This window comes from Winogradskyella psychrotolerans, from assembly GCF_018860545.1.
In the GTDB taxonomy this organism is placed as follows: domain Bacteria; phylum Bacteroidota; class Bacteroidia; order Flavobacteriales; family Flavobacteriaceae; genus Winogradskyella; species Winogradskyella psychrotolerans_A.
In genome coordinates this window covers 14,415-38,313 of record NZ_JAHKPN010000026.1, presented here as the reverse complement: position 1 = coordinate 38,313, position 23,899 = coordinate 14,415, and the positions used below count along the sequence as shown (strand labels likewise).

General features: G+C 33.6%; 24 protein-coding genes and 5 tRNA genes. 2 read left to right on the top strand and 27 right to left on the bottom strand.

From position 1 onward, the window contains the following. From rplA to KO515_RS09540, 22 genes are all read right to left on the bottom strand, one after another. Positions 1-690 (bottom strand): 50S ribosomal protein L1, encoded by a 690-nt coding sequence (gene rplA / locus KO515_RS09645; RefSeq protein ID WP_215936156.1) that lies wholly within the window; start codon positions 688-690, stop codon positions 1-3. A 10-nt stretch (positions 691-700) separates the two neighbouring features. Further along, positions 701-1,141: a 50S ribosomal protein L11 gene (gene rplK / locus KO515_RS09640; RefSeq protein WP_178984582.1), complete on the bottom strand. Its 441-nt coding sequence runs from the start codon at positions 1,139-1,141 to the stop codon at positions 701-703. Between the two features lie 66 nt (positions 1,142-1,207). Next, positions 1,208-1,753, bottom strand: coding sequence for a transcription termination/antitermination protein NusG (gene nusG / locus KO515_RS09635; protein ID WP_215936155.1), 546 nt, complete (start codon positions 1,751-1,753; stop codon positions 1,208-1,210). Positions 1,754-1,776: 23 nt separating this feature from the next. Continuing rightward, positions 1,777-1,971, bottom strand: coding sequence for a preprotein translocase subunit SecE (gene secE / locus KO515_RS09630; protein WP_215936154.1), 195 nt, complete (start codon positions 1,969-1,971; stop codon positions 1,777-1,779). 52 nt (positions 1,972-2,023) lie between these two features. After that, positions 2,024-2,096, bottom strand: a tRNA-Trp gene (locus KO515_RS09625). Positions 2,097-2,213: 117 nt separating this feature from the next. Continuing rightward, positions 2,214-3,401, bottom strand: a complete 1,188-nt coding sequence (gene tuf / locus KO515_RS09620) for an elongation factor Tu (protein WP_215936153.1) — start codon at positions 3,399-3,401, stop codon at positions 2,214-2,216. A 72-nt stretch (positions 3,402-3,473) separates the two neighbouring features. Beyond that, positions 3,474-3,545: transfer RNA gene (locus KO515_RS09615), tRNA-Thr, on the bottom strand. Positions 3,546-3,616: 71 nt separating this feature from the next. Next, positions 3,617-3,689, bottom strand: a tRNA-Gly gene (locus tag KO515_RS09610). Between the two features lie 147 nt (positions 3,690-3,836). Next, a tRNA-Tyr gene (locus tag KO515_RS09605) sits at positions 3,837-3,918 on the bottom strand. A gap of 66 nt (positions 3,919-3,984) precedes the next feature. Beyond that, positions 3,985-4,058 (bottom strand) — tRNA-Thr (locus tag KO515_RS09600). Between the two features lie 112 nt (positions 4,059-4,170). Continuing rightward, positions 4,171-4,473 (bottom strand): ribosome hibernation-promoting factor, HPF/YfiA family, encoded by a 303-nt coding sequence (hpf, locus tag KO515_RS09595; protein ID WP_215936152.1) that lies wholly within the window; start codon positions 4,471-4,473, stop codon positions 4,171-4,173. A gap of 74 nt (positions 4,474-4,547) precedes the next feature. Beyond that, on the bottom strand, positions 4,548-5,438 hold the full coding sequence (locus KO515_RS09590) for a tyrosine-type recombinase/integrase (protein WP_215936151.1): 891 nt from the start codon (positions 5,436-5,438) through the stop codon (positions 4,548-4,550). Between the two features lie 127 nt (positions 5,439-5,565). Further along, entirely contained in the window at positions 5,566-6,732 is a 1,167-nt protein-coding gene (locus KO515_RS09585) for an acyl-CoA dehydrogenase family protein (protein ID WP_215936150.1), read from the bottom strand. Positions 6,733-6,742: 10 nt separating this feature from the next. Continuing rightward, complete coding sequence (locus tag KO515_RS09580) at positions 6,743-7,633, bottom strand: ComEA family DNA-binding protein (protein WP_215936149.1); 891 nt, start codon at positions 7,631-7,633, stop codon at positions 6,743-6,745. A gap of 16 nt (positions 7,634-7,649) precedes the next feature. After that, on the bottom strand, positions 7,650-9,275 hold the full coding sequence (locus KO515_RS09575; protein WP_215936148.1) for an alanine/glycine:cation symporter family protein: 1,626 nt from the start codon (positions 9,273-9,275) through the stop codon (positions 7,650-7,652). A 110-nt stretch (positions 9,276-9,385) separates the two neighbouring features. Further along, positions 9,386-10,408 (bottom strand): potassium channel family protein, encoded by a 1,023-nt coding sequence (locus KO515_RS09570; RefSeq protein ID WP_215936147.1) that lies wholly within the window; start codon positions 10,406-10,408, stop codon positions 9,386-9,388. Between the two features lie 15 nt (positions 10,409-10,423). Then, positions 10,424-10,651 (bottom strand): PspC domain-containing protein, encoded by a 228-nt coding sequence (locus KO515_RS09565; RefSeq protein WP_215936146.1) that lies wholly within the window; start codon positions 10,649-10,651, stop codon positions 10,424-10,426. Positions 10,652-10,750: 99 nt separating this feature from the next. Beyond that, on the bottom strand, positions 10,751-12,025 hold the full coding sequence (locus tag KO515_RS09560) for a DUF2851 family protein (protein ID WP_215936145.1): 1,275 nt from the start codon (positions 12,023-12,025) through the stop codon (positions 10,751-10,753). Positions 12,026-12,058: 33 nt separating this feature from the next. After that, positions 12,059-13,789, bottom strand: coding sequence for a PAS domain-containing hybrid sensor histidine kinase/response regulator (locus tag KO515_RS09555; RefSeq protein ID WP_215936144.1), 1,731 nt, complete (start codon positions 13,787-13,789; stop codon positions 12,059-12,061). Next, entirely contained in the window at positions 13,783-14,910 is a 1,128-nt protein-coding gene (locus KO515_RS09550; RefSeq protein ID WP_215936143.1) for an FIST signal transduction protein, read from the bottom strand. The genes KO515_RS09555 and KO515_RS09550 overlap by 7 nt, the downstream gene beginning before the upstream one ends. 398 nt (positions 14,911-15,308) lie before the next feature. Next, entirely contained in the window at positions 15,309-16,289 is a 981-nt protein-coding gene (locus KO515_RS09545) for a PLP-dependent cysteine synthase family protein (RefSeq protein ID WP_215936142.1), read from the bottom strand. Positions 16,290-16,805: 516 nt separating this feature from the next. Further along, positions 16,806-18,038 (bottom strand): ABC transporter permease, encoded by a 1,233-nt coding sequence (locus KO515_RS09540; protein ID WP_215936141.1) that lies wholly within the window; start codon positions 18,036-18,038, stop codon positions 16,806-16,808. A gap of 8 nt (positions 18,039-18,046) precedes the next feature. Between KO515_RS09540 and KO515_RS09535 the strand changes: the two genes are divergently transcribed. Then, positions 18,047-19,324 carry an exo-beta-N-acetylmuramidase NamZ family protein gene (locus KO515_RS09535; RefSeq protein ID WP_215936140.1) on the top strand — a complete coding sequence of 426 codons (1,278 nt, stop codon included), beginning with the start codon at positions 18,047-18,049 and terminating at the stop codon, positions 19,322-19,324. Positions 19,325-19,327: 3 nt separating this feature from the next. Here KO515_RS09535 and KO515_RS09530 read toward each other — a convergent pair whose 3' ends face one another. The 5 genes from KO515_RS09530 to KO515_RS09510 are packed head-to-tail and all read right to left on the bottom strand — an operon-like array spanning position 19,328 to position 22,933. Then, complete coding sequence (locus KO515_RS09530; protein WP_252723832.1) at positions 19,328-20,221, bottom strand: glycerophosphodiester phosphodiesterase; 894 nt, start codon at positions 20,219-20,221, stop codon at positions 19,328-19,330. Next, positions 20,184-21,026: a sterol desaturase family protein gene (locus KO515_RS09525; RefSeq protein ID WP_215936139.1), complete on the bottom strand. Its 843-nt coding sequence runs from the start codon at positions 21,024-21,026 to the stop codon at positions 20,184-20,186. Before KO515_RS09525 ends, KO515_RS09530 begins: the two co-directional genes overlap by 38 nt. Before the next feature lie 2 nt (positions 21,027-21,028). Further along, on the bottom strand, positions 21,029-21,472 hold the full coding sequence (locus KO515_RS09520; RefSeq protein WP_215936138.1) for a hypothetical protein: 444 nt from the start codon (positions 21,470-21,472) through the stop codon (positions 21,029-21,031). Between the two features lie 11 nt (positions 21,473-21,483). Beyond that, on the bottom strand, positions 21,484-22,386 hold the full coding sequence (locus KO515_RS09515; RefSeq protein WP_215936137.1) for a hypothetical protein: 903 nt from the start codon (positions 22,384-22,386) through the stop codon (positions 21,484-21,486). Positions 22,387-22,438: 52 nt separating this feature from the next. Then, entirely contained in the window at positions 22,439-22,933 is a 495-nt protein-coding gene (locus tag KO515_RS09510) for a YkgJ family cysteine cluster protein (RefSeq protein ID WP_215936136.1), read from the bottom strand. Positions 22,934-23,004: 71 nt separating this feature from the next. Between KO515_RS09510 and KO515_RS09505 the strand changes: the two genes are divergently transcribed. Beyond that, positions 23,005-23,703, top strand: a complete 699-nt coding sequence (locus KO515_RS09505; RefSeq protein ID WP_215936135.1) for a class I SAM-dependent methyltransferase — start codon at positions 23,005-23,007, stop codon at positions 23,701-23,703. Positions 23,704-23,899: the final 196 nt, after the last annotated feature.

Here is a 23,899-nt window from a genome sequence, read left to right as displayed (position 1 = left end):
CTATCCTATTTTTGTATCAACTGATATACTTGGACTCATTGTACTAGACATATAAATGCTCTTTACATAAGTTCCTTTTGACGCAGTTGGTTTTAACTTCATGATTGTAGATAATAATTCTTGAGCATTCCCAACAATTTTATCGGTAGAAAACGATGCTTTCCCAATAGGTGCATGTACTATACCTGTTTTATCTACTTTAAAATCTATCTTACCAGCTTTTACTTCTGCAACTGCTTTAGCTACATCCATAGTTACTGTACCAGTCTTAGGATTTGGCATAAGACCTCTTGGTCCTAATACTCTACCTAATGGTCCTAACTTACCCATAATGCTTGGCATAGTAACGATAACGTCAACATCTGTCCAACCTTCTTTTATTTTCTGTAAGTATTCATCTAACCCAACATAATCAGCACCTGCTTCTTTAGCCTCTGCTTCTTTATCTGGAGTTACAAGCGCAAGAACCTTCATATCTTTACCTGTACCGTGTGGTAATGAAACAACACCACGGACCATTTGATTGGCTTTACGTGGGTCTACACCTAATCTGATTGCTAAATCGATAGAAGCATCAAATTTTGTGTACGTAATTTCTTTTAGTAAAGCTGAAGCTTCTTCTATAGAGTAAGTTTTGTTATTATCAACCTTTGCTCTTGCTTCTTTTTGCTTCTTTGTTAATCTTGCCATTTCTAAAAATTTAGTTTGGAGCTTCTCCTCCTTTAACAGTGATACCCATAGATCTTGCAGTACCGGCAACCATTTTCATAGCTGATCCGATTTCAAAGGCATTTAAATCTACCATTTTGTCTTCTGCAATTGCTTTAACTTGATCCCAAGTCACTTTTGCTACTTTACGTCGGTTTGGTTCTCCTGATCCTTTCTTTACTTTGGCCGCTTCTAATAATTGTACTGCTGCTGGTGGCGTTTTGATTACAAAGTCAAATGATTTGTCTTTGTAAACTGATATTGCCACAGGTAAAACTTTACCTGCTTTATCTTGTGTTCTAGCATTAAACTGCTTACAGAACTCCATGATATTAACTCCAGCGGCACCTAAAGCGGGTCCTACCGGTGGCGATGGATTCGCAGCACCTCCCCGAACTTGTAGCTTAACTACTTTGTCTATTTCTTTTGCCATTTCTTAATGTTTATTACGATTACCTATATTGGAAGCATAGATAACACGCTCTTTATGTAACAATTATTATACTTTTTCTACTTGCATATAACTTAACTCTAATGGTGTTTTTCTTCCAAAAATCTTTACCATCACCTCAAGCTTACGCTTTTCTTCATTAATCTTCTCAATTGTACCATCAAAACCATTGAATGGACCATCGATAACTTTAACAGTTTCACCTTTTGTAAACGGAATCGCAACATTAGCATCTGCCTCTACGCTCAACTCATCTACTTTACCTAACATTCTGTTAACTTCAGATTGTCTTAGTGGTACAGGATCACCACCTTTTGTTTCACCAAGAAACCCAATTACATTTGTAATCGATTTAATGATGTGAGGGATCTCACCACTTAAATTGGCTTGAACCATTATATAACCAGGAAAATATACTTTCTCCTTGTTAATTTTTTTTCCGTTACGGATTTGAATTACTTTTTCGGTTGGAACTAATACTTGATCTACGAAATCTTCTAAACCTAATCTTGAAATTTCATTCTCGATATAAGCTTTAATTTTATTTTCTTGACCGCTTACCGCTCTAACAACATACCATTTTTTATCAGACATAATCTCTTCTTCTTGTATAATTGTTAGTGTATCATATCAAAGTAAGCTCTTACTGCTCTACTAAAAACAGTATCCACTCCCCAAATAGCTAAAGAAAATATAATTGAAAACACAGCAACAATCACTGTTAATTTTTGAGCCTCTGGCCATGGTGTCCATGACACATTATTCTTTAACTCTCCAAACGATTCTTTTATATATGTTATTAATCCTGCCATTTGATTATTACTTTTATTAGGATTAAGAAAAATAATCCGTTTATTTTATTTGCACGGGTTGAGAGACTCGAACTCACGACACCTGGTTTTGGAGACCAGTGCTCTACCAACTGAGCTAAACCCGTATCTAGAATTTACTCTATACATCCAATTATAATAATCGGAAGAGTAAAACCTGTAAACAATAATCAAGGCGTCCCGAAATATCGAGACACCTTAATTAATTATTTTAATTATATAGCTTAGTCTAAAATCTCAGTTACCTGACCTGCACCAACTGTTCTACCACCTTCACGGATAGCGAAACGTAAACCTACGTTCATTGCAATTGTGTTAATTAAGTCAACAGTAATTGTTAAGTTATCACCAGGCATTACCATTTCAACTCCATCAGGAAGCGCAATGTTTCCAGTTACGTCAGTTGTACGAACGTAGAACTGTGGACGGTAGTTATTATGGAATGGAGTGTGACGTCCACCTTCTTCTTTTTTAAGGATATAAACCTCTGCTTTGAATTTAGAGTGTGGTGTTACAGAACCAGGCTTAACGATTACCATACCTCTTGAGATTTGAGACTTCTCAATACCTCTTAATAAGATACCAGCGTTATCACCAGCTTCACCTCTATCTAAGATTTGACGGAACATTTCGATACCAGTAATAGTAGAAGTTAATTTCTCAGCTCCCATACCAATAATCTCAACAGGATCTCCTGTGTTAGCTACACCAGTTTCAATACGACCAGTTGCAACAGTACCACGACCTGTAATAGAGAATACATCTTCAATAGGCATTAAGAATGGCTTATCCATATCACGAACAGGCTCCTTAATCCAATCATCAACAGCATCCATTAATTCCATAACAGTGTCAACCCATTTTTGCTCACCATTTAAAGCACCTAAAGCAGATCCAGCAATTACAGGTCCATTATCACCATCATATTCGTAGAAAGACAATAAATCTCTAATTTCCATTTCAACTAATTCAAGTAACTCTTCATCATCAACCATATCCACTTTATTCATGAATACAACGATACTTGGAATACCTACCTGACGCCCTAAAAGGATGTGCTCACGAGTTTGTGGCATTGGACCATCTGTTGCAGCAACAACTAAGATAGCACCATCCATTTGAGCAGCACCTGTAACCATGTTCTTTACGTAATCCGCGTGACCTGGACAGTCAACGTGAGCGTAGTGACGATTAGCAGTTGCATATTCTACGTGAGAAGTATTAATTGTTATACCTCTTTCTTTTTCTTCTGGTGCGTTATCGATTTGATCGAAATCTCTCGCTTCAGATAAACCTGCATCAGCTAATACTTTAGTAATAGCAGCAGTTAAAGTTGTTTTACCGTGATCTACGTGTCCAATAGTACCAATGTTTAAGTGTGGTTTTGAACGATCAAAAGTTGCCTTTGCCATGTTTAATTTATTTTAATCTTAATTATATTATTAGTGTTCAATTATTATTCTAAAATGTATCTTAGAAAAAAGAGCCAATGACGAGAATTGAACTCGTGACCTCTTCCTTACCAAGGAAACGCTCTACCCCTGAGCTACACCGGCATTTCATTTACGACTACCGATTGTATAGATTTACGAAGTGAAAATCACGCGTCTTAATTCGCAAATTTTAGAGCGAGAGACCGGGTTCGAACCGGCGACATTCAGCTTGGAAGGCTGACGCTCTACCAACTGAGCTACTCTCGCATTTCTTAATTAATCTTACTTAATTAATGGTTTCAAAATTTCAAATTTAGTTAGCTCGCCAAGCGCACTACCTAAGTCATCTCACTAATTTTTAACTTTTAGCTTTGCAAAGATACAACTTTTACTAACTAATCGTAAAAAATTTTGTGGGGAGAATAGGATTCGAACCTATGAAGACTTAGTCAGCAGATTTACAGTCTGCCCTCGTTGGCCGCTTGAGTATCTCCCCAAAATTTTAAATTCAATATTTCAATTTTATCCGTCCTTTTTAAAATCTAAAAACAACTTCTAAAAGAGCCGATAGAGGGACTCGAACCCACGACCTGCTGATTACAAATCAGCTGCTCTAGCCAGCTGAGCTACATCGGCTTTTTCTTACTTTTTTAAGCTAAAAAACTAACCATAAAAAAGCCCGCTATTTCTAACGGACTGCAAATGTAAGATATTATTTATTTAATCAAAACATTTTTTGAAAAAAATTTCAAATATGTGATCTTAATTTTTCTTTTCGTCTTTTTATTTGTCGTTCTAACGACGCAATTGCAACGTCAGCACCTTCTTCAAAGGATTTGCATTGTTTCTTCACTATAAAGCTATCGCCTGGTACACTCACTTTAGCTTCGAAAATTTTATTTTCTTTATCACTTGTATTTTCTACTTTTAAATATACATCGGACTGAATAATTTTATCATAAAACATATCTAATTTATCCATTCGTCTCTGAATGAACTCAATAAGTTTGCTATCAGCTGTGAAATTAACGGATTGTGTGTTTACTTTCATTTAGTTTCTTTTAAGTTAAACATAATGGGGTAGGTCATTTAATCTATCCCTAAATTTTAAAAGTTAAGCTAGGCTTAACGTTGATTTCTTGGATGCGCTTTGGAGTGCACTTTTTTTAATTCGGCTATACTGTTGTGTGTATACACTTGAGTTGCTGCTAAACTAGTATGCCCAAGAAGTTCTTTTATTGCATTTAAATCAGCACCTTGGTTTAATAAGTGCGTTGCAAACGAGTGTCTTAATACATGAGGGCTGCATTTTGCTTTCGTAGATGCCATACTAAAATACTTATTTATTATTCTGTAAACAAGCTTTTCGTAAATTTTAAGACCTTTTTTAGTTAAAAACAAAAACGTTTTATCTTCAATATTATTTAATTCACTTCTATATCTTAAATAGTGTTTTAAAGATTTACTTATAGAATCTATCAAAGGAACATATCGCTCTTTATTACGTTTGCCTATTACTTTTAATTGATTGTTGCCTATATCGATATCAGACAACTTTATGTTTACAAGTTCTATACGTCGAATTCCGGTAGCGTAAAACAATTCAATAATTAAATGATTTCTAGCACCTTCAAAATCTTCTATACCAATAGCATCGTCTAAAACTAACTTTAATTCTCGTTCCGAAAACGGCAATTGCACCTTCTTCCCTACTTTTAAAGCTTTGTGCTTTTTTAAAGGATTAGCATCAATATCTTCAGTTTTGAGTAAAAATTTATAATAAGTATTAAGCGACGATACTTTTCTATTGATAGTTCTGTTAGAAATTTTACGATCTACAAGCGTTACAATCCATTGTCTAATCTCAGAATAACCAACTTCGGCTACAGTTACGGAATTATGATGTTTACTTAAGAAGTCTTGAAAATTTTCAATATCGCGAGTATAAGCTAATACCGTATGCTTAGAATAGGATTTTTCTAATAATAAATAATCTGAAAACGATTTTAGCGACATGATGCTTGTTTGATGAATTCTAAATATAACTATTAACTTCAACTAATATTGAATAAGAGCAAAAAAAAATCCTGCCGATTAGCAGGATTTTAAATTATATAATTTTACTAAACCATTACAGCTTTCTCTAAGTTGCAGGTTTATAGTCTTTCTTATCAATTACCATCTTAGCAATTATTTCTTTTAATATCTCTGAGGTTCCGCCACCAATTGGACCTAATCGGCTATCTCTTGCCATTCTTGCTAATGGATAGTCTTCCATGTAACCGTAACCACCTAAAAATTGAAGACACTGATAAATCACATCATCTGCCATTTTCGTTGACTGTAATTTAGACATTGTTGCTTCCTTTACAACATAATCTCCCATATCCAAACGTTTTGCAACGTAATAGTTAAATTGCTTACAAATTTCCATTTGAGTTTCGCAATCCGCATAGGTGTGCCTTAACGCTTGAAATTTATCTATAGTGCGACCAAAAGCTGTTCTTTCAGACATATATTCTTTTGCATACTCTAGTGCATATTCCGCTCTTGCATGTGAATTAATACCCATAATTAAACGTTCTAGTGCAAAATGCTGCATGATATAAGGAAAGCCTAGATCCTCTTTTCCCATTAAATTAGAAGCAGGAATCACTACATTATCAAAAGCAATTTCACCAGTATCGGAAGCTCTCCAACCCAATTTATCTAATTTAGTTGCAGAAATACCTGGGGTGTCTCTGTCCATAACAAAAATACTTATGCCTTTGTTTCCTAATTCAGGACTTGTTTTAGCGGCAACGACTAAATAATCGCTGTAAATACCATTGGTAATAAAAGTTTTAGAGCCGTTAATCACATAGGTATCACCTTTTTTAACGGCTGTGGTGCGCATACCTGCAACATCACTTCCACCAAAAGGCTCCGTAATGCAAAGACAACCTATAGCATCTCCCAATGCGCTCGGTGTAAGATATTTTTCTTTTTGCTCATGACTCCCTTCTTTATTAAGGTGTGTCATAGCTAAATAGGCATGTGCCCACATTGCCGCTGCAAAACCACCAGAGTTAATGCGCTGCATTTCTTCTAGAAAAATTACGGTATAAAATAAATCTAAGTCTAACCCACCATAAGCTTCAGGTGTTGCCAAACCGAAGTAGCCCATATCTCCAAATTTCTTCCAGATGAAACGTTCTATTTGACCCGTTTCTTCCCATTTATCAATATGTGGCACGACTTCCTTTTGTAAGAAGCTTCTGAGACTTTCCCTGAACAAATTGTGCTCTTCTGTGAAATATAAATTAGACATAAGTTAGTGTTTATTTAAGATGCAAATATAACTTAATTATATCGAATTTTTTGATTGGAAAATCCTCGACTTTTGTTAATTCTTCAACAGAATTAAAGCCATCTCTTAAAGTTCGTTCTTCAATAATATGGTGTGCTATTTCATAATCTATATATTGAATTGTGACTAATTCGTCTCTGGTTGCCGTGTTAAGGTTAAAGGTTTTTATTGCTCTTGGTGTTTTAACCGTGAAGTCATTTTGAATACGCTCAATAACCTCTGGAGACAGTCCCCAAACTTCAGAAAGTTCTATATCTGAAACAAAACCACCATTAAATTTATCACGATAAGCAATAATACGTTCAGACAGTTTTTCACCTACACCATATACTTTTCTTAGTTGTACTGCTGAGGCTGTATTTAAATCTATTTTTTGATCAAATGATTTTGGTTCTTTAGTGCTAGCATAGGAATTTGAAAACCCTTGAGACTTCGGTTTTGGATTAGTTACCCATTCTGGAAACTTGAAATATAAAGAAACTGCTTCTAAAAATGAATCCGAAACTTTAGTCACCTCCTGAAACTGCTTGGCAGAATTGACCCATTGATTTGATGCTCTAAATTTATGAAGCCTATCAATTTCTTCAGTTGTCATTCCTAAAGTGTAACCTTTATAATCTGTAATATAATTAGGATTAAATGGATAGATTTTTGGTGTTCTGCTTTCTATTTCAACTAAGCGAAGTGAATCCAATTCTTTTTTAAAAGCGTCTAATTGATTTTGATTTTTAGTAATATCATCATTTGAAATTGTAAAAACATTTGGAGCAAACCAATACACACATTGTAGAACCACTACAATTGCCACCAATAAAAAAATCCCACTCCGTTGTTTATTAGAAAACTGGAAATGGGATTTCATATTAATTTATGTTTATTTATAGAATTTCATTTAAATCTTCTGCGCCATCTTCAATCGCATCTTTCTTTACATTGATAGCTTTGTAGTATTTATTCAATTCCTTTTTAATGATAGGCGATAGTATAATAACACCAATAATGTTTGGCACAACCATAGCAAAAATCATAGCATCAGAGAAATTAATTACAGCACCCAAACTAATAGATGCACCAACTACCACAAAGAATAAGAATAATACTTTATAAGCTAAGTCTGAGACTTTACCTTTTCCGAATAAAAAGACCCAACCTTGCATACCATAGTAAGACCAAGAGATCATCGTTGAAAACGCAAATAATATAACTGCAATTGTTAATATAATTGAGAAATGCGGAATTACAGAATCAAAAGCTATAGCCGTAAGTTCAACACCTTCTGTTATTTCAACACCATATTCCATAAATTGACCATCAAAATTAGTGATCACAATAACTAAAGCTGTCATTGTACAGATTACAACAGTATCTACAAACGGTTCTAAAAGCGCCACAATTCCTTCAGATGCTGGATATTTAGTACGTACCGCAGAGTGCGCAATTGCCGCTGAACCAACACCTGCTTCGTTAGAAAATGCCCCTCTTCTAATACCTTGAATCATTACACCAACAAGTCCACCTGCGATTCCTAATCCTGAAAACGCTCCTTCAAAAATCAATGCAAAAGCATCATCAATTAAGGTAAAATTAGCACCTAAAATTATCAGTGCTGCCAATACATATATACCTGCCATAAAAGGTACTACTTTCTCAGTCACCTTAGCAATACGCTTTATACCTCCTATAATTACAACAGCAACAAGTGCGGCCATAACTAGGCCAAAATACATACCTGCATTTGATGCAGGATCTAATTCAAATAACTTAACAAACTGAGCAGCGGCTTGGTTGGCTTGAAACATATTTCCACCTCCAAAAGATCCACCTATTACAAATATGGCAAACAAAACGGCCAATACTTTACCAAAACCACCCATACCTTTGGCTCTTAAACCTTTGGTTAAGTAGTACATTGGACCACCATAAACGGTACCGTCTTCTCCAACATCTCTATATTTTACACCCAATGTACATTCTGCAAATTTTGAAGCCATACCAAGTAAACCTGCCACAATCATCCAAAATGTAGCACCAGGACCACCAATAGATAAGGCTACAGCTACACCCGCGATATTACCTAATCCTACAGTTGCAGACAAAGCTGCTGTTAAAGCCTGAAAGTGTGACACTTCTCCGTCAGCACTATCATCTTTAATTGTTTCAATTATATTTTCACCTTCATTTGGTGTACTATCACCATATAAGGTATCTGCTCCATGTTTCTCAATATCTTCATACTGACCTTTAACAACTCTAATAGCCATTCTAAAACCAGTAACATTGATAAATTTAAAATAAATAGTAAAAAATAAGGCACCTCCAATTAATACAATAAGTACCCAAGGAATTTTATACGTTTCCGAAAATGGAATTTCATAAAAAATTGCATCCACAAACCAACCTGTATAATCCTTAAAAATGACATCAATTTTTTCGGAAGTTGTTTCTTGTGCATAGTTTATAAGCGGTAATACTATTGCAAAAATTGATAGAAGATATTTCTTCATAAGTTAGTGTTGTTAGTTAGTTTTTTGGTTTAATTATAATTTTTAAAGTTGACAAGATGCAAAAAAAAAATGAGCCAATAAAGTATCGGCTCATAAAATCAATGTTTAGACTATTCAATTTTATACATAGAATTTAATTTCATAATCTGTTCTGGTCGTCCTAACACGATAATTTTTGACCCAGGAATTAGCCTTGTATCAGCTTCTGGATTCACAACATATTCTCCTTTATCGTCTTTGAAGCCTATAACCGTACAGCCCGATTTCTTCCGTAAATCTAAGTCTCTTATCGTTTTAGCTTCTTGCGTATTGTAAAGTAACTCTACATTTACTTCCTCAATATTAATATTGCGTTCGCCAACGATACCTAGGTTATCTATAAATTCAACTAGGTCTGGAATCACCACTAAGGATGCCATATGATCACCACCTATTCTATCTGGTAAAATTACGTTATTTGCTCCTGCAAGTTTTAACTTATCATAAGAAGTTTCCTCAGAAGCCCTACTTATAATTGTTAAATTAGGATTAATTTGTCTCGCAGATAACACCACAAATAAATTGTCTGCATCGTTTGGCAGAGCACAAATTAAAGTACTAGCATTGTTAATACCTGCTGTTATAAGCACTTCATCTTCGTTAGCGTTTCCTAATACAAATGACATGTCATTATCTTCAAACTTTTCAATGACTTCCTTATTGCGTTCTACAATAACAAAAGGTTTATCATAAGCTAATAATTTCTTTGCTGCTTGCTTACCATTACGACCATACCCACATATGATAATATGATTTGTCATAGCATCTATTTTCTTTTGCATTTTACGTTGTTTTATATCTTCAAAATTATTTCTACTGAGAATATAATCGGTTATGATAGTAATAGCATAACCAACAATTACGACACTAGCTAAAATTAAAAAAATAGTAAAGATTTTTGATTGTGGATCTAACGGAATTACTTCAGCAAAACCAACTGTGGTCACCGTAATTACAGTCATATAAACAGCATCTAACCACTGATATCCTGAAATGAACCTATACCCAAAGACACCAATACAAAGCAATAAAAACAACATCATTATCGCTGTGTAAATCTTAGACCTGTAAAGTCTTAAAAACGGATTATCCATGGTGCTACTCTAAAATTATAAATCGAAGACCGAAGACCGTTTGGTATACACAATATCCTTAATTCGCATCCAAAAGGCTAGGAATACATATAATGCAAAACCAAAACCAACGGTAACAAAGGTGAGATACATAAAAGAAGTTCTTACAATTTTGGCTCTAATACCCAAACGATCTGCTATACGTTGACAAACGTAATAACCTCGTTTTTGAAAGTATAATAGTAGATTGTAAGATCTATTCATGAGTTTGTTTATTGTATTTTAAAGGCCACATGCTACATCCATATACTGATAGCAATAAGTGTCCCAACCTAGTTATGGATGTTTCATACCGCAAGTTAGTTAATTTTTCACGATTAAGCTATTGCCAATAGCACATTGTAAACATCTATTTTTATCACAATACTGTTGCTTTAGCTGCAATAAAGCTTGAGAATTTAATGCATGTGTATCAATTTTCTTTAAATCTTGAAATTTAGAAACTACGCTATTAGTCTCTATTTTTATTTCTTTTATAAGTTGAAAAATGATATCCTCAACAGATGTTCCTTGTGATTTCGCATAACTAAATTTTAAAGGGATAAGCGTATTAATGATTAATAAATCTATAAACGCCTTAGTCATTATTTTCTGAGCTTTTTTTGAAGATTTTGCGAAGGTATAATGCGTCATCCAAAACTGGGTTACTCCTTTGTTGAAAAATTCATAAAATTCATCACGTGTATGTAACTGCATTACTTTTGAAAACAAATTTTGTTCTAAAGCATACAAATTCGCAAACTGCGATAAGCGTATGGTTGGAAAATTTGGTGGTCGTAATCTAAAAAACTGTAGAGGTAATACAGCACTATTATCTAAGTTAAACTTTTGTTTTAAAAAAACATATCGTTGCTTTAGGTCCTCTACATAAATATCTTCAATTGTATTTTCTTCTAACAAACCTGATTGTCCAAAAAACAAGGCTTCTAAGTTTAAAACATCATTTTGTAATTTTCTTATTATTGAGAAATCAAAAGAATTTGCCAAACTTAAAAACGGAGCACCATTGACTTTGAGACCGAAGTTTTTTAATAGCATTTTAAAAAGTACAGCCTCCCAATCGTTATTAGAATATTTTAAAAATTGGCTGATAGCTTCAGACTTTTGTTCTAAACGTTCTATAAACAAACGTTCTAACCAATTATTAAATAGAAAATCAGCAATACTATTAAAATCGGATTCACAATTAATCCAAGATTTAGATTGCATCAATTTTTGATACTGATGGATTAAGTTTATATCCACGTAGTGTTTTAGTTCTAGTGTTGGAATCTCTGAATTATCTTTTCTAAAAATTTCGGTATCGTGCTCCCAAACCACATGAAGAATGACATTGTCGTATGCTTTATCAACTTCATGATTATGCACATACCAATCCGATGATTTTATATGAATTTCTAAATTACCAGCCCAAAGCTGGTTAGCGATACTTAATTGCGAGTTGAAGAAATCTGGACCAGAATTGTGATTGTGTTGCCCTAAATTGATAATACTAATCGGTTCATCATTTGTAGTTTTTAACACAGACGAATCGAAGGCTTTATGTTTCCAGATGTAGTGAAGGAACTCTTCTTGCATCCTCTAAAATACTAAAATCTTAGATTATAGCCGCTATCCTACTTCCTGTTTTTTAACACTGTAAAAACTCAACAACTCATGTAGTTCATTAACGTTGAATGGTTTACTAAGATACCCGTTCATTTTATAACGTTTTGTTTTGTCTTGAACTTCTGATTTAGAAAAAGCTGTTAATGCAATAATAGGGATTGTAGATTTACCGATATCAACCATTTTTCTAATAACTCTTGCGGTATCATATCCATTTAATATTGGCATTTGTAAATCCATTAAAATGAGATCAAAATCTTTATGATGATATATATCTAATAATTCTTGCCCATTTTTTGCTATCTCGTAGTTGATTTCCCACTTATTAAATAACTTTTTTAGTACTAAAGCATTTATATTATTATCTTCTGCAACGAGTACATTTAAAGCAATCGGATTCGTTTTTGCTATTTGACTTTGTTTTAAAACATTGACATTATCTGAATTTTTAAGCGTAATATCAAACCAAAAATATGATCCTTCTCCTTCTTTACTTTCTAACTGAAGACTTGTTGCCTGAATACTTAATAATTCTTTACTGATATACAATCCAAGTCCTGATCCACCATATAACTGAGACGTGTTGGCACTAGCTTGCACAAAACTTTTAAAAATATCTTTTTGTTTATCGTAAGACACTCCAATACCAGAATCTTTTACGCTAAATCTAATTGAGGTTGCTTCTTTGTTAATATTTAATAATTCAATCTTAAATACAATGCCTCCTTCATGTGTGAATTTAAACGCATTGCTCAGTAAGTTTTTTAATACTTGAGATAATTTTAAGCTATCTCCTTTTAAAACTGCTGGAATACTGCTATCTAATATGGTTTCAAAACTTAGGTTATTGTTAATAGCCGTATGTTTAAAATGTAGCTGAATATTTTGAATTAATTCTGAAAGATTAAAATCAGTTTCAACTAATTTAACTTCATTAGATTTAAATTTGTTGAGATTTAACAAGTCGTTAATTAAAGCTAATAAATGCTCACTAGAATATTTTAATACTTGAAGGTTTTCTAATTGTTCTGGCAAGAACTTTTCCATTAACAAGATATCAGACATACCAATTACAGCATTTAACGGTGTTCTGATTTCATGAGACATTGTAGATAAAAATTCGTCTTTAGTTTTATTTGCGTGATTTAATTCAATCTCAGTTTCTTTTAATTGGGTAACGTCTGTCATTGTACCAATGGTGCCATTAGCAATGCCATCATTATCATAGGTTAATACTAAACGTACTTGAACCCATACTTTTTCGCCAGTAGATTTAAAGAATTTTAATAAGGTTACAAAATCATCATGGTGTTCAGAGAAAAAGTTTTGAAGTCTTAAATTCTCATCCTTATTAATACCAACTAAAAACTCTCTATAATTTTTATTAATGGCTTCTTCAGCCGAAATCCCTAATAAGTCTTTACAAGCTTTATTTAAATATTTAAAGTTACCACTTAAATCGGTTTTAAAAATGACACCTTCAATAGTATCTACGATGATATTTATTTCAGATTCAGCTCTATCCACTTCCGATTTTAAAGACTGGTTCGCTTTATAAAGTTCTTTAGAACTTTCTTCTAAGATAATTTCAGTATACTTAATATCTTCATCATAGCCTTTATAAGCATCGTCAACAGCATTGAAAAAGTCTTTAAATTTTTCAATATCTGCATCGTCAAAACCCGCTTTAGCGATTTGCCTCTTTAATAGCCTATGTTGATTTTTGTTTAACATTCCGAAAATAATGTAATGGTTATGGTTTGATTGTGAAATTTACATGGTGCAAATTCTCTAAATGGTCCTATTTCTCCATAGGAGTAAACCCCAGTAATTTTTGGTTTTTCTCCTATAATTTCTCTTACGACATCAACCTCCTCTTCTGCTAGTTGCTTAAGCATTTTCCGTCTGCCTGCACAACTTATTAAAATGGCTAATTCACCTTTTTCCTGAATTTCCTTAGAGGCCTCGGTAGCCGAACACTTTGCGCCTTCAATTAATTTATCTACATTAGAATTCATTAAGCGCACTAAGGCGTCTTTTGGTATTCTATCAGTAAAGGTTAAACTTTGCTGCGCTTCGTCTATATTAACAACTGTTCTAATCACCGGTTCATCAGTTTCGTCAACTCTAATGCTTAGCGGAAAACGCAACGTGGCACTAGATTCTTGTGATACAATATCACCCAAAAACGATTTATACACTTGTAGTGCTGGCAAGCCATCTAGTTCGTAGAGTATATTATGATCTGATTTGGTTACCAAACGCTCAATCCCAAAGCCTTCCCAACCACTTTTAGAACTGTAACCCACTTTTAAATCGTTGCCATATAATCCTAAACCAACGACAATTTTATCAGAAATAAGTCGATTAGCGATAACAAATGTTTCATTAAAATCGAGACCATCTGCGGCTAAACAGCCCGTAACTCCAATCTCTGGCAGTACGCTTCTTATGCCAGACACCAATTCAGATCCATTAACATTAAGCCCGTCGCTAAACAATAGAATATGCTTTAGATTATCTGTATTTAATTTTTGAGCTAAACTAACACCTGTAGTAAAGCTTTTATTGCTATCATCTATATCAACTTTCTCTAGTCTATGTTGTGCTTTTTCAAATGTAATTGCCGTTAATGATACAGATTCGTCAGCAACCGAATTTCCAGATATTTCACCAGCGGTAGAACACCCTAAAAGTTGTGCATTAGGATACGTTTCTAATAATTGATTAACCAGATTTGCTTTGTCTTTAAATTTAGGAGATACAAACAATAAGATTAGGTTAGGCACAACCTTAATAGTGGTTATACTATTATACCACGTTTCATTTTTTAGAGATAATTGCTCTACAATCATGCTAAGTTCAGTTAAGTTAGGATAGGGCAAACGCAACTAATCGGTAAAATCTACCATTTAGCGAATATATACTAAATTATTGACATTTTCTTTGTAAGAATCTACTGAAAACACAATAATCCTAATAAAACAAAACTTACGAACTGATTAACAGCATCTTACACAAATGAATGGCAATTAATTTATACGACACCAATCGACATCCTAAGATTACATCTTGAAATTAAATTTGCATAACCAGAATCAATGATGAACGAAACCTAAAAGCTTTGAGTACATAAATCTTTCTCACCTTGTAATAACAGTACTAGTTAAACAAAAAAAATCCTGATCATAACATCAGGATTTTTACTTTAATAAAATAGATTCCTGCCTTTGCAGAAATGACAAGTCATAACTTAATCTATATAGCCCTTTTCACGCATCCAATCGTCATTAAACATTTTACCCACATAACGACTCCCATGATCATGAAATAAAACCACAACCACATCGTCTGGTTTAAAATGTTCCTTTAATTGCAACACTCCTTTTATTGCAGAACCTGCAGAGTTTCCTAAAAACATGCCTTCTTCTTTGGCCAAACGTTGTGTATACACACAGGCATCTTTATCTGTTACTTTCGTAAAACCATCGATTAAACTAAAGTCAACATTTTTTGGAAGAATATCTTCACCGATACCTTCGGTTACATAAGGGTAGATTTCGTTCTCATCAAAAATTCCTGTTTCATGGTATTTTTTAAATACCGAACCGTAGGTATCCACTCCCCAAACTTTAATATTAGGATTTTGTTCTTTTAGGTATTTACCAACTCCAGAGATAGTTCCTCCAGTTCCCACACCAACTACAAAATGCGTTATCTTACCATCAGTTTGTTCCCAGATTTCAGGACCAGTACTTTCGTAATGTGCTTTGGTATTACTTGGGTTGTCATATTGATTAACATACCAAGAGTTTGGTGTTTCTTCGCCTAAACGTTTAGACACTGAATAATAACTTCTTGGATCTGTAGGTTCTACATCTGTTGGACAGACAATAACTTCTGCTCCAACGGCACGCATAATATCAACCTTTTCCTTAGATTGCTTGTCTGCCATCACAAAAATACATTTGTAACCTTTTACAATAGCTGCTAATGCCAATCCCATTCCTGTATTTCCTGAAGTACCTTCAATAATAGTTCCTCCTGGTTTTAAGCGTCCATCGGCTTCCGCATCTTCAATCATCTGCAAAGCCATGCGGTCTTTAACAGAATTCCCTGGGTTAAATGTTTCGTATTTAGCGAGTACTAAACAAGGTAAGTCTTCCACTAGTTTATTCATTTTAACTAATGGTGTATTACCTATGGTACCTAATATATTTTCTACGTAATTCATTTCTATTTCTTATTGTTTATAAAAGGTGAAATGTGTTCGCCCTTAATATACCCCTATAATTATTACTCCTTTTTTTATTAGGCTCGGTTCACAGTTCTTTTTTTGAAAGTGCAAAGTTACGCTAAATGTTGCGTTTTACTAATTTTGAAATTATTAATGTTTTGTTATTAAAAATAGGAAGTTTTTACACAGAGTTCCACAGAGAAAACATAAAGATTCACAGAGCCATTGTTTTAAATTATAAACTAAATTATTTTGATTATAAAATGTGTGCAAAGGCGCTGAGAAGCAAAGTTTAAATACTTAAGTTGTTTCGCGGAATTTTATGGAGAATACGCTAAGATTCACGGAGAGTTTTTATTAAAATTCAGATTAATTCTTCTAATTAAAAAATCTCGTAAAAATCCTAATTTACAAGGGATAAAAAATGTTCACAAGCATCGGTAAAGAACAGCATCTCATTTTGAAAAATTTAAACGTCTTAACGAAAATCAATCAACTAACTCTAAGGGCTTTTTAATCAAACCGAATCGCTTTTACTGGAGAAATCTTAGAAATAATGACTGAAGGAATTAATAACATTAGTAAACAAGCCACAAATGTGCCAATGTTTAATATAATGATATAATCCCAACTGATATAAACCGGTGCATTATTTACATAATACGTATCTGGATTAAGTGGGAATAGTTTAAAATATTTCTGAGCAAATAATAACCCTAAACCGATTATATTTCCCCAAAGTAAACCTAGACCGATTAAGTAGGATGCATTGTACAGAAAGACTTTTCTAATCGTCCAATTAGAACTTCCTAGCGCTTTTAGAATACCAATCATTTGAGTACGTTCTAAAATTAAAACCAATAAAGCGGTAATCATATTAATACCTGCGACAATAATCATAATAGCAATAATGCCATAGGTATTATTGTCAAAAATCTTAATCCATTCAAAAATTGCGTAGTATTTTCTTGTAATAGATCTTGCATTCATTAAAGATGGCACTGTCTTGTAGACCTCAAGCGTCTTTTCTTCAATCTGCGAGAAATCATCAATAAAAACTTCAAAACTTCCTATTTGATCAGATTCCCATTTATTGAGTCGTTGCACATGTCTTAAATCTGCAATACAAAATTTTTCATCGAGCTCTTGAAAACCAGAATTATAAATCCCAACAATTTCAAAACTCATAATACGAGGACTGTCATTTAAAGGATTCCCGAACAAGGTTTGAAATTTATCACCAATATTAAACCCTAAACGATTGGCTAAATAACTAGAGATAAGAATGTCTTCGTTGCGTTCTTTTGTATAATCTGGAAGACGGCCTTCAACTAAAAACTCTTCAAAATAATCCCAATTATAATCCGGTCCAACGCCTTTAACAACAACTCCTTCAAAATCTGTTTCAGTTCTAATTACAGCAAATTTTTGAGCAACACCTTGGATGTGTTTTATACCTTGAACATCTTTAAAATTTGGATAAAATTCTTGATTAATAGAAATGGGCACTTGCGATTCGTCGGATGCATTAGTATCATAATTGGTAATTTCTATATGACCGTTAAATGCTACAACCTTATCTCTAATCTTTTGTTGCAAGCCAATTCCTGTCGCAATAGCAATCAGCATTACAATAATCCCAATTGCAATTGCTGCGATACCAATTTTAATTATTGGTGCCGATACACTACTTTTATACGTTTTATTGCCAATTATGCGTTTAGCTATAAATAACTCGAAATTCACTCTTAGATATGCTTTTAAAGGTTTTCAAAAATACAGTTTTATTCTCTATAATTATTGGGTTTTCCGCTGTAACATTTTCCTGCGGAAATAATATAAAACAAGATGCCGGAAACACAAAGCTTGATACTTTAGCGTTAAACGACCTTTCTGGAACTTTACATGCAACAAATGAAATAGACAAACCTATAATTGTTGGCGCTAATAGAACCGCACAATATTTACCAGTATTAAAAGGCAAACGTGTTGGTGTAGTTGCCAACCAAACGAGCGTGGTTTTTAAAGCTGCGGGACAAACACATATCGTAGATTCATTATTACGTTTAAATGTAAACATAAAAAAAGTATTCTCTCCAGAACATGGGTTTAGAGGTACCGCAGATGCTGGTGAATTGGTAAAAGACGGTAAGGATACTAAAACAGGTCTAGATATTTACTCCTTACATGGCAAACATAAAAAACCGAATGAAACTCAGCTCCAAGATATCGATATTATGGTTTTTGATATTCAAGATGTTGGTGTCCGGTTTTACACTTATATTTCTACATTGCATTATGTAATGGAAGCTTGTGCTGAGCAAAATATTCCGCTTTTAATTTTAGACCGTCCGAACCCTAATGGCAATTATGTTGATGGCCCTGTTTTAGAAAAAAAGCACAGTAGTTTTTTGGGTATGCATCCAATTCCTTTAGTTCATGGTATGACCATTGGCGAATATGCAAAAATGATTAATGGAGAAGCATGGTTAACCAATGGAGTTACCTGTGACATTACCGTTATTAAAATGGAAAACTACAACCATAATAGAACCTACAGCTTGCCTCTGCGACCTTCACCAAATTTACCAAACGACCAATCTATAATATTATATCCTAGTTTAGGTTTATTTGAAGGCACTAATATCAATGCTGGTAGAGGAACTGAATTTCAGTTTCAACGCTACGGAGCTCCATTTTTAGACAAGAATCATTACACCTTTAATTATTCTCCCGTTCCTAACTTTGGATCTAAACACCCAAAACATGAAAATGAAATTTGCTATGGAGTTGATTTATCTAAGATTAATGCTGAGCGTAGATTTACTTTAAAATATATTATGGATGCTTACCATAACGCTACGGATAAAAGCAAAGTGTTTAATACGGCCAATTTTACAACGCATGCCGGAACTGATAAATTACAAAAACAGATTGAAGCTGGATTAACGGAATCAGAAATTAAAGCCACGTGGAAAGACGATTTGGAAGCTTATAAGAAAAAACGTCTCAAATATATAATGTACAAATAAGCGCTACTTCTTTAAAATTTTAATGAGCTTATCGGGATAGTCTGTAATAATACCATCAACCTGCCAAGATAGCATTTGTTTCATGTCTTCTTCTTTGTTAAGTGTCCATGGAATGACTTGAAAACCCTTAGCCTGATAATCCTTAACCGACTCTTCTGATAATAATTTAAAATAGGGACTTATTATTTCAGGTTTAAAGGATAACAGTTCAAGTTTTTCACCAATAGTTTCATTATCTTCAACTAATAAAGCCACTTCCATTTTTGGAGATTGATTTTTTATTTCTTCAAGAATTACCACATCAAAAGATTGGAGATTCACTCGACTTAGCATGTCATTCTTTTCAATTTCGTCTAAAACCAATTTTACGTATGCTTCTGGCCGTGGTGTAAAAATGCCATAATAACTAGGCTCTGATTTAATTTCAATATTAAACATTACATCAGATGTCTTCGCTTTTACTAAATCGAAAACTTCAGATAATAATGGTTTGTAGGTCTTTTGTTTTTCTTGCTGAGGATACGTTGGATGAAATTTTGAGCCACAATCAAATTGTTTAATCTCATCATAACTCATGTTATATAAATTATAATCTTTTGCTGAATTATTTGGAAGCGTTTCACCTTTAGGAGTTAAACAAATTACGGGATTCATAAAAGGTTCATGAGAGACCACAATTTTAAGGTCTTTGGAAACTACAATATCCAATTCTAAAGTATGTACCCCCAAATCAATGGCTTTTTCAAAAGCGGGCAAGGAATTCTCAGGAAGTAAACCTCTGCAACCTCTATGTCCTTGAATATCCACCTGTTTTTGAGAATTGCAGCTCATACATAGTAATATTAAAACAATGCAGACACTAAATTTCTTCATCTGTTGAAAGTGTTGGTGTTTCATATTTTTGGAATGGTTGTTTTAGTAACTCTTTAATGTTTCCATTTTTAACTTCATCCGGAAACACATCGACTCCATAAATCAAATTTTCTCGTTCCATGTACATGTAGGTTCCAAAAATCCGATCCCAGATACTAAAGATATTCCCAAAGTTAGAATCGGTGTATGGCAATCTATAATGATGATGTATTTTATGCATATCCGGAGATACAATAACATAGCTTAATGCTTTATCTAAACCTTTTGGCATTTTAATATTAGCATGTGTCAATTGTGTAAATACAAGAGACAGCGCTTGGTAAATCATCACCAAAGCAATAGGCGTACCAACAATAAAAACACCAAGTAACGTAAATGAAAACCGAATTACACTTTCTATTGGGTGATGCCTATTTCCTGTGGTTGTGTCTACACTGTGATCGGTATGATGTACAATGTGTACCATCCAAAGTGGTTTTACTCTATGCTCTACATAATGAGCTAAATAGGCGCCAAAAAAATCGAGCAATACAACTCCTAGCAAAGCATATAACCATAACGGCATTGGTGGCAACCAGTTTATAATTCCAAAATTATTTGCGGTAACCCAATCTGACATCCATAACAATAAAAACGCCAAGGCGAAATTTATAATAATCGTGGTCAGCGTAAAAAACAGATTCGGAACCGCATGTCTCCACTTTTTATACTTAAACTTAAATAATGGAATACCCCCTTCTAATAACCAGAAAAAAGTAAGACCTCCAACAAGAATAAGACTTCTATGAGAAGAAGGAATCGTTTCAAAGTATGCGATAATGTCTTCCATATTTAATGCTCGTATGAATATTCCCCTAGTAAATCAATGCTATTATTGCCATTATCAATATAGGTTTTAATGACTAATGAGGTATCGTTCAGCTCAATTATCTCCCTCTTAAGGTTGGGGTCTTCAAAATCAAAAACAGTAAGGTTTGTACCATCAACAATAAGTTCGCGAGTAAGCTCGTTAGGTCTATAAAAATTACCATTTATGGTATAAGTTCCTGTAAATTTATAAGTATCTGGTTCTGAATCATCACAATCTACGGCTCCTGATCTGAAACTTTCATAGGTTCCATCTGCATCTAAGAACAAACTATTTTGCTCTTGACATAAACCTACGCGATACCATTGACCATATAATAGATTTAAATCGAGACTTGTAGAACTATCATCATCCGATGAACAGTTAAATACAAATACCAACACTAACAGAATAGTCGTTTTTTTCATTATTATAGAACTTAATTACGATTCAAATTAATAAGTAATTGCGCTTTCTTCAAATTTACTGAAGAAATTTTAGATTCCCATAAAGCTGCGTTAGTTACATCGTTTAAAATTTGATATGCCGTATAATACAAAAACGCTATAAATGACTCATTATTTGGCTCTATGCTTTCCGCATCTATGCGTTTTAATTGTCTGAGTACTTTTTTTGGTCGTTTTAAAATTAAATACTGTTGAAGATCTAAAAGGGCTACACGTTGCGTTAACCCCAACTGATCTTCGGTTGGCTGCGTGGCGATAAATTCTGTAGCTTCATTTAAATAAATAATTCCTAAATCAATAAACTCAGATCTAATATAATCTTTCATATACAATGAAAAGTCAAAATATTTTGAAGCTAAATAATAGGCCGAATAAAAATCTTTTTTCGTCTTATACCCAATTAACTCAGTTGAAACAAACTCAGTATTTAAAGCATAATTATTAATTATAGTTGTGATATTTTGAAAACTCTCTGGATCACTGGACACATTTAAAATGTTACCATTAACATCCATTATTTTTATAGAATCATCATTAAACTTATTAATATACTTTTGTGATCGCTTATACTTTATTTCACCATATAAGTCTGCATATTTATACTCACTAACAATTATCGGTACGAAATGTTCCCAGATTAAAGGACTTATAATCTCACTTTCAAACAAACTTTCTATATAAATAATTTTACCATTCTCATCATTGGCTAATACCCCATAAGGATATTTGGTGCTTTCTTCCCAAACCATCAACACCATTTTGTTTTGAGTTAAGGCTAGTTTTTGAGCTATATCTAAATTGGTCATCCATGCTTGAGAATACGATAGATGGAAAGCAAATAACAGAAATAGGACGTTAATAATAAATTTATTCATAGTCTTTTTTTAATTCAGTTAAGCATCAAAAATTATTCCGAAGGCAGACTTATTATAACGGAATTCTCTTTTTCATTTCCTCTACAATATTATATGCTGCTGGACAAATAGCAACATTCTTCAACGTTAGGTTAGAAATTTGCTGAAACTTTTTGCGATCTGTATGCGGAAATTCACTGCATGCTTTTGGTCGCACGTCATAAATTGAGCAGTAATTATCGGCTCCTAAAAATGTACATGGCACAGATTGTAACACATAATCGTTTTCTTCATCCAAGCGCAAATACGTTGCAATGAATTGTTGCTCTTTCATTTTAAAGAACTTCGAAATCCGCTGAATGTCTTTTGATGTAAATAAAGGTCCTGTTGTTTTACAACAATTTGCGCATTCTAAACAATCTGTACGTTCAAACTCCTCCTCATGTAACTCTTGCATTAAATAATCCAACTGCTTTGGCGGTTTCTTTTTTAGCTTGGTGAAAAAGGTTTTATTCTCCTTATGCTTATCTTTGGCAAGCTTAGGAAGATTATTAATTTGATCTTGCATAACACAAATTTAATTAAAGTTCTCGATACAATTTCGATAAAAATGGAATTCACTCGAACTAATGAATAACTATGAGTAAAGATCTCTTTGGAAAAGCATTATTAGATTATCAGAATGACAATTATTCTGAGGATATCATCACATCTACAAATATTTCAGATGAAGACTCCTTACCGCTTCCTTATTTATTTAGACGTTATTCTGAAATGCCTAAACTAGAACAAACCGCGTTGCAATTAGCAAAAGGAAAAGTGTTGGATGTGGGGTGTGGAGCTGGAAGTCATGCGTTATGGCTGCAAGACAAAGGTGTTACTGTAAAAGCGATTGACAGCTCAAAAGGTGCGGTTGAAGTCGCACTGAAACGTGGTGTTACAAATACTGAATTAAAACCTCTTTTAGAAGAAACAGAGACTTTTGATACCATTTTACTATTGATGAATGGTACTGGGATTTTTCAAGAATTATCACAAGTCGCTCACTATTTGAAGCATTTGAAATCACTTTTAAATCCTGATGGTCAAATTTTAATAGACTCCTCAGATATATCTTATATGTATGAAGATGACGATGGCGGCATGTGGCTAGACCTCAACCAAGGCTATCCTGGGGAATTAGATTATTTTCTGTCATATAAAGGCGAAAAAGAAACCCCTATGAAATGGTTGTATCTCGATTTTGAAACGTTGAAAACAGCGTGCTTAACCATTGGTTTAAAATGTGATAAGGTTATAGATGGTGAACATTTTGATTATTTGGCAAGACTCTTTTAGTGGCTATTTCACAAAGTTACTCGGAGGTTCACAGAGATACACGGAGAAAATAATTATCGGGCAGAGGTGCGGAGGCGCAAAGTTTTAGTAAAACTCTGCATCTCTTCCTAGAATTTATTGATTCTAACAATCAATTTCCGCACGATTACTACAAATAGCATTCTATTTTTTTCCACATGAGTATTTGCAACTCTAC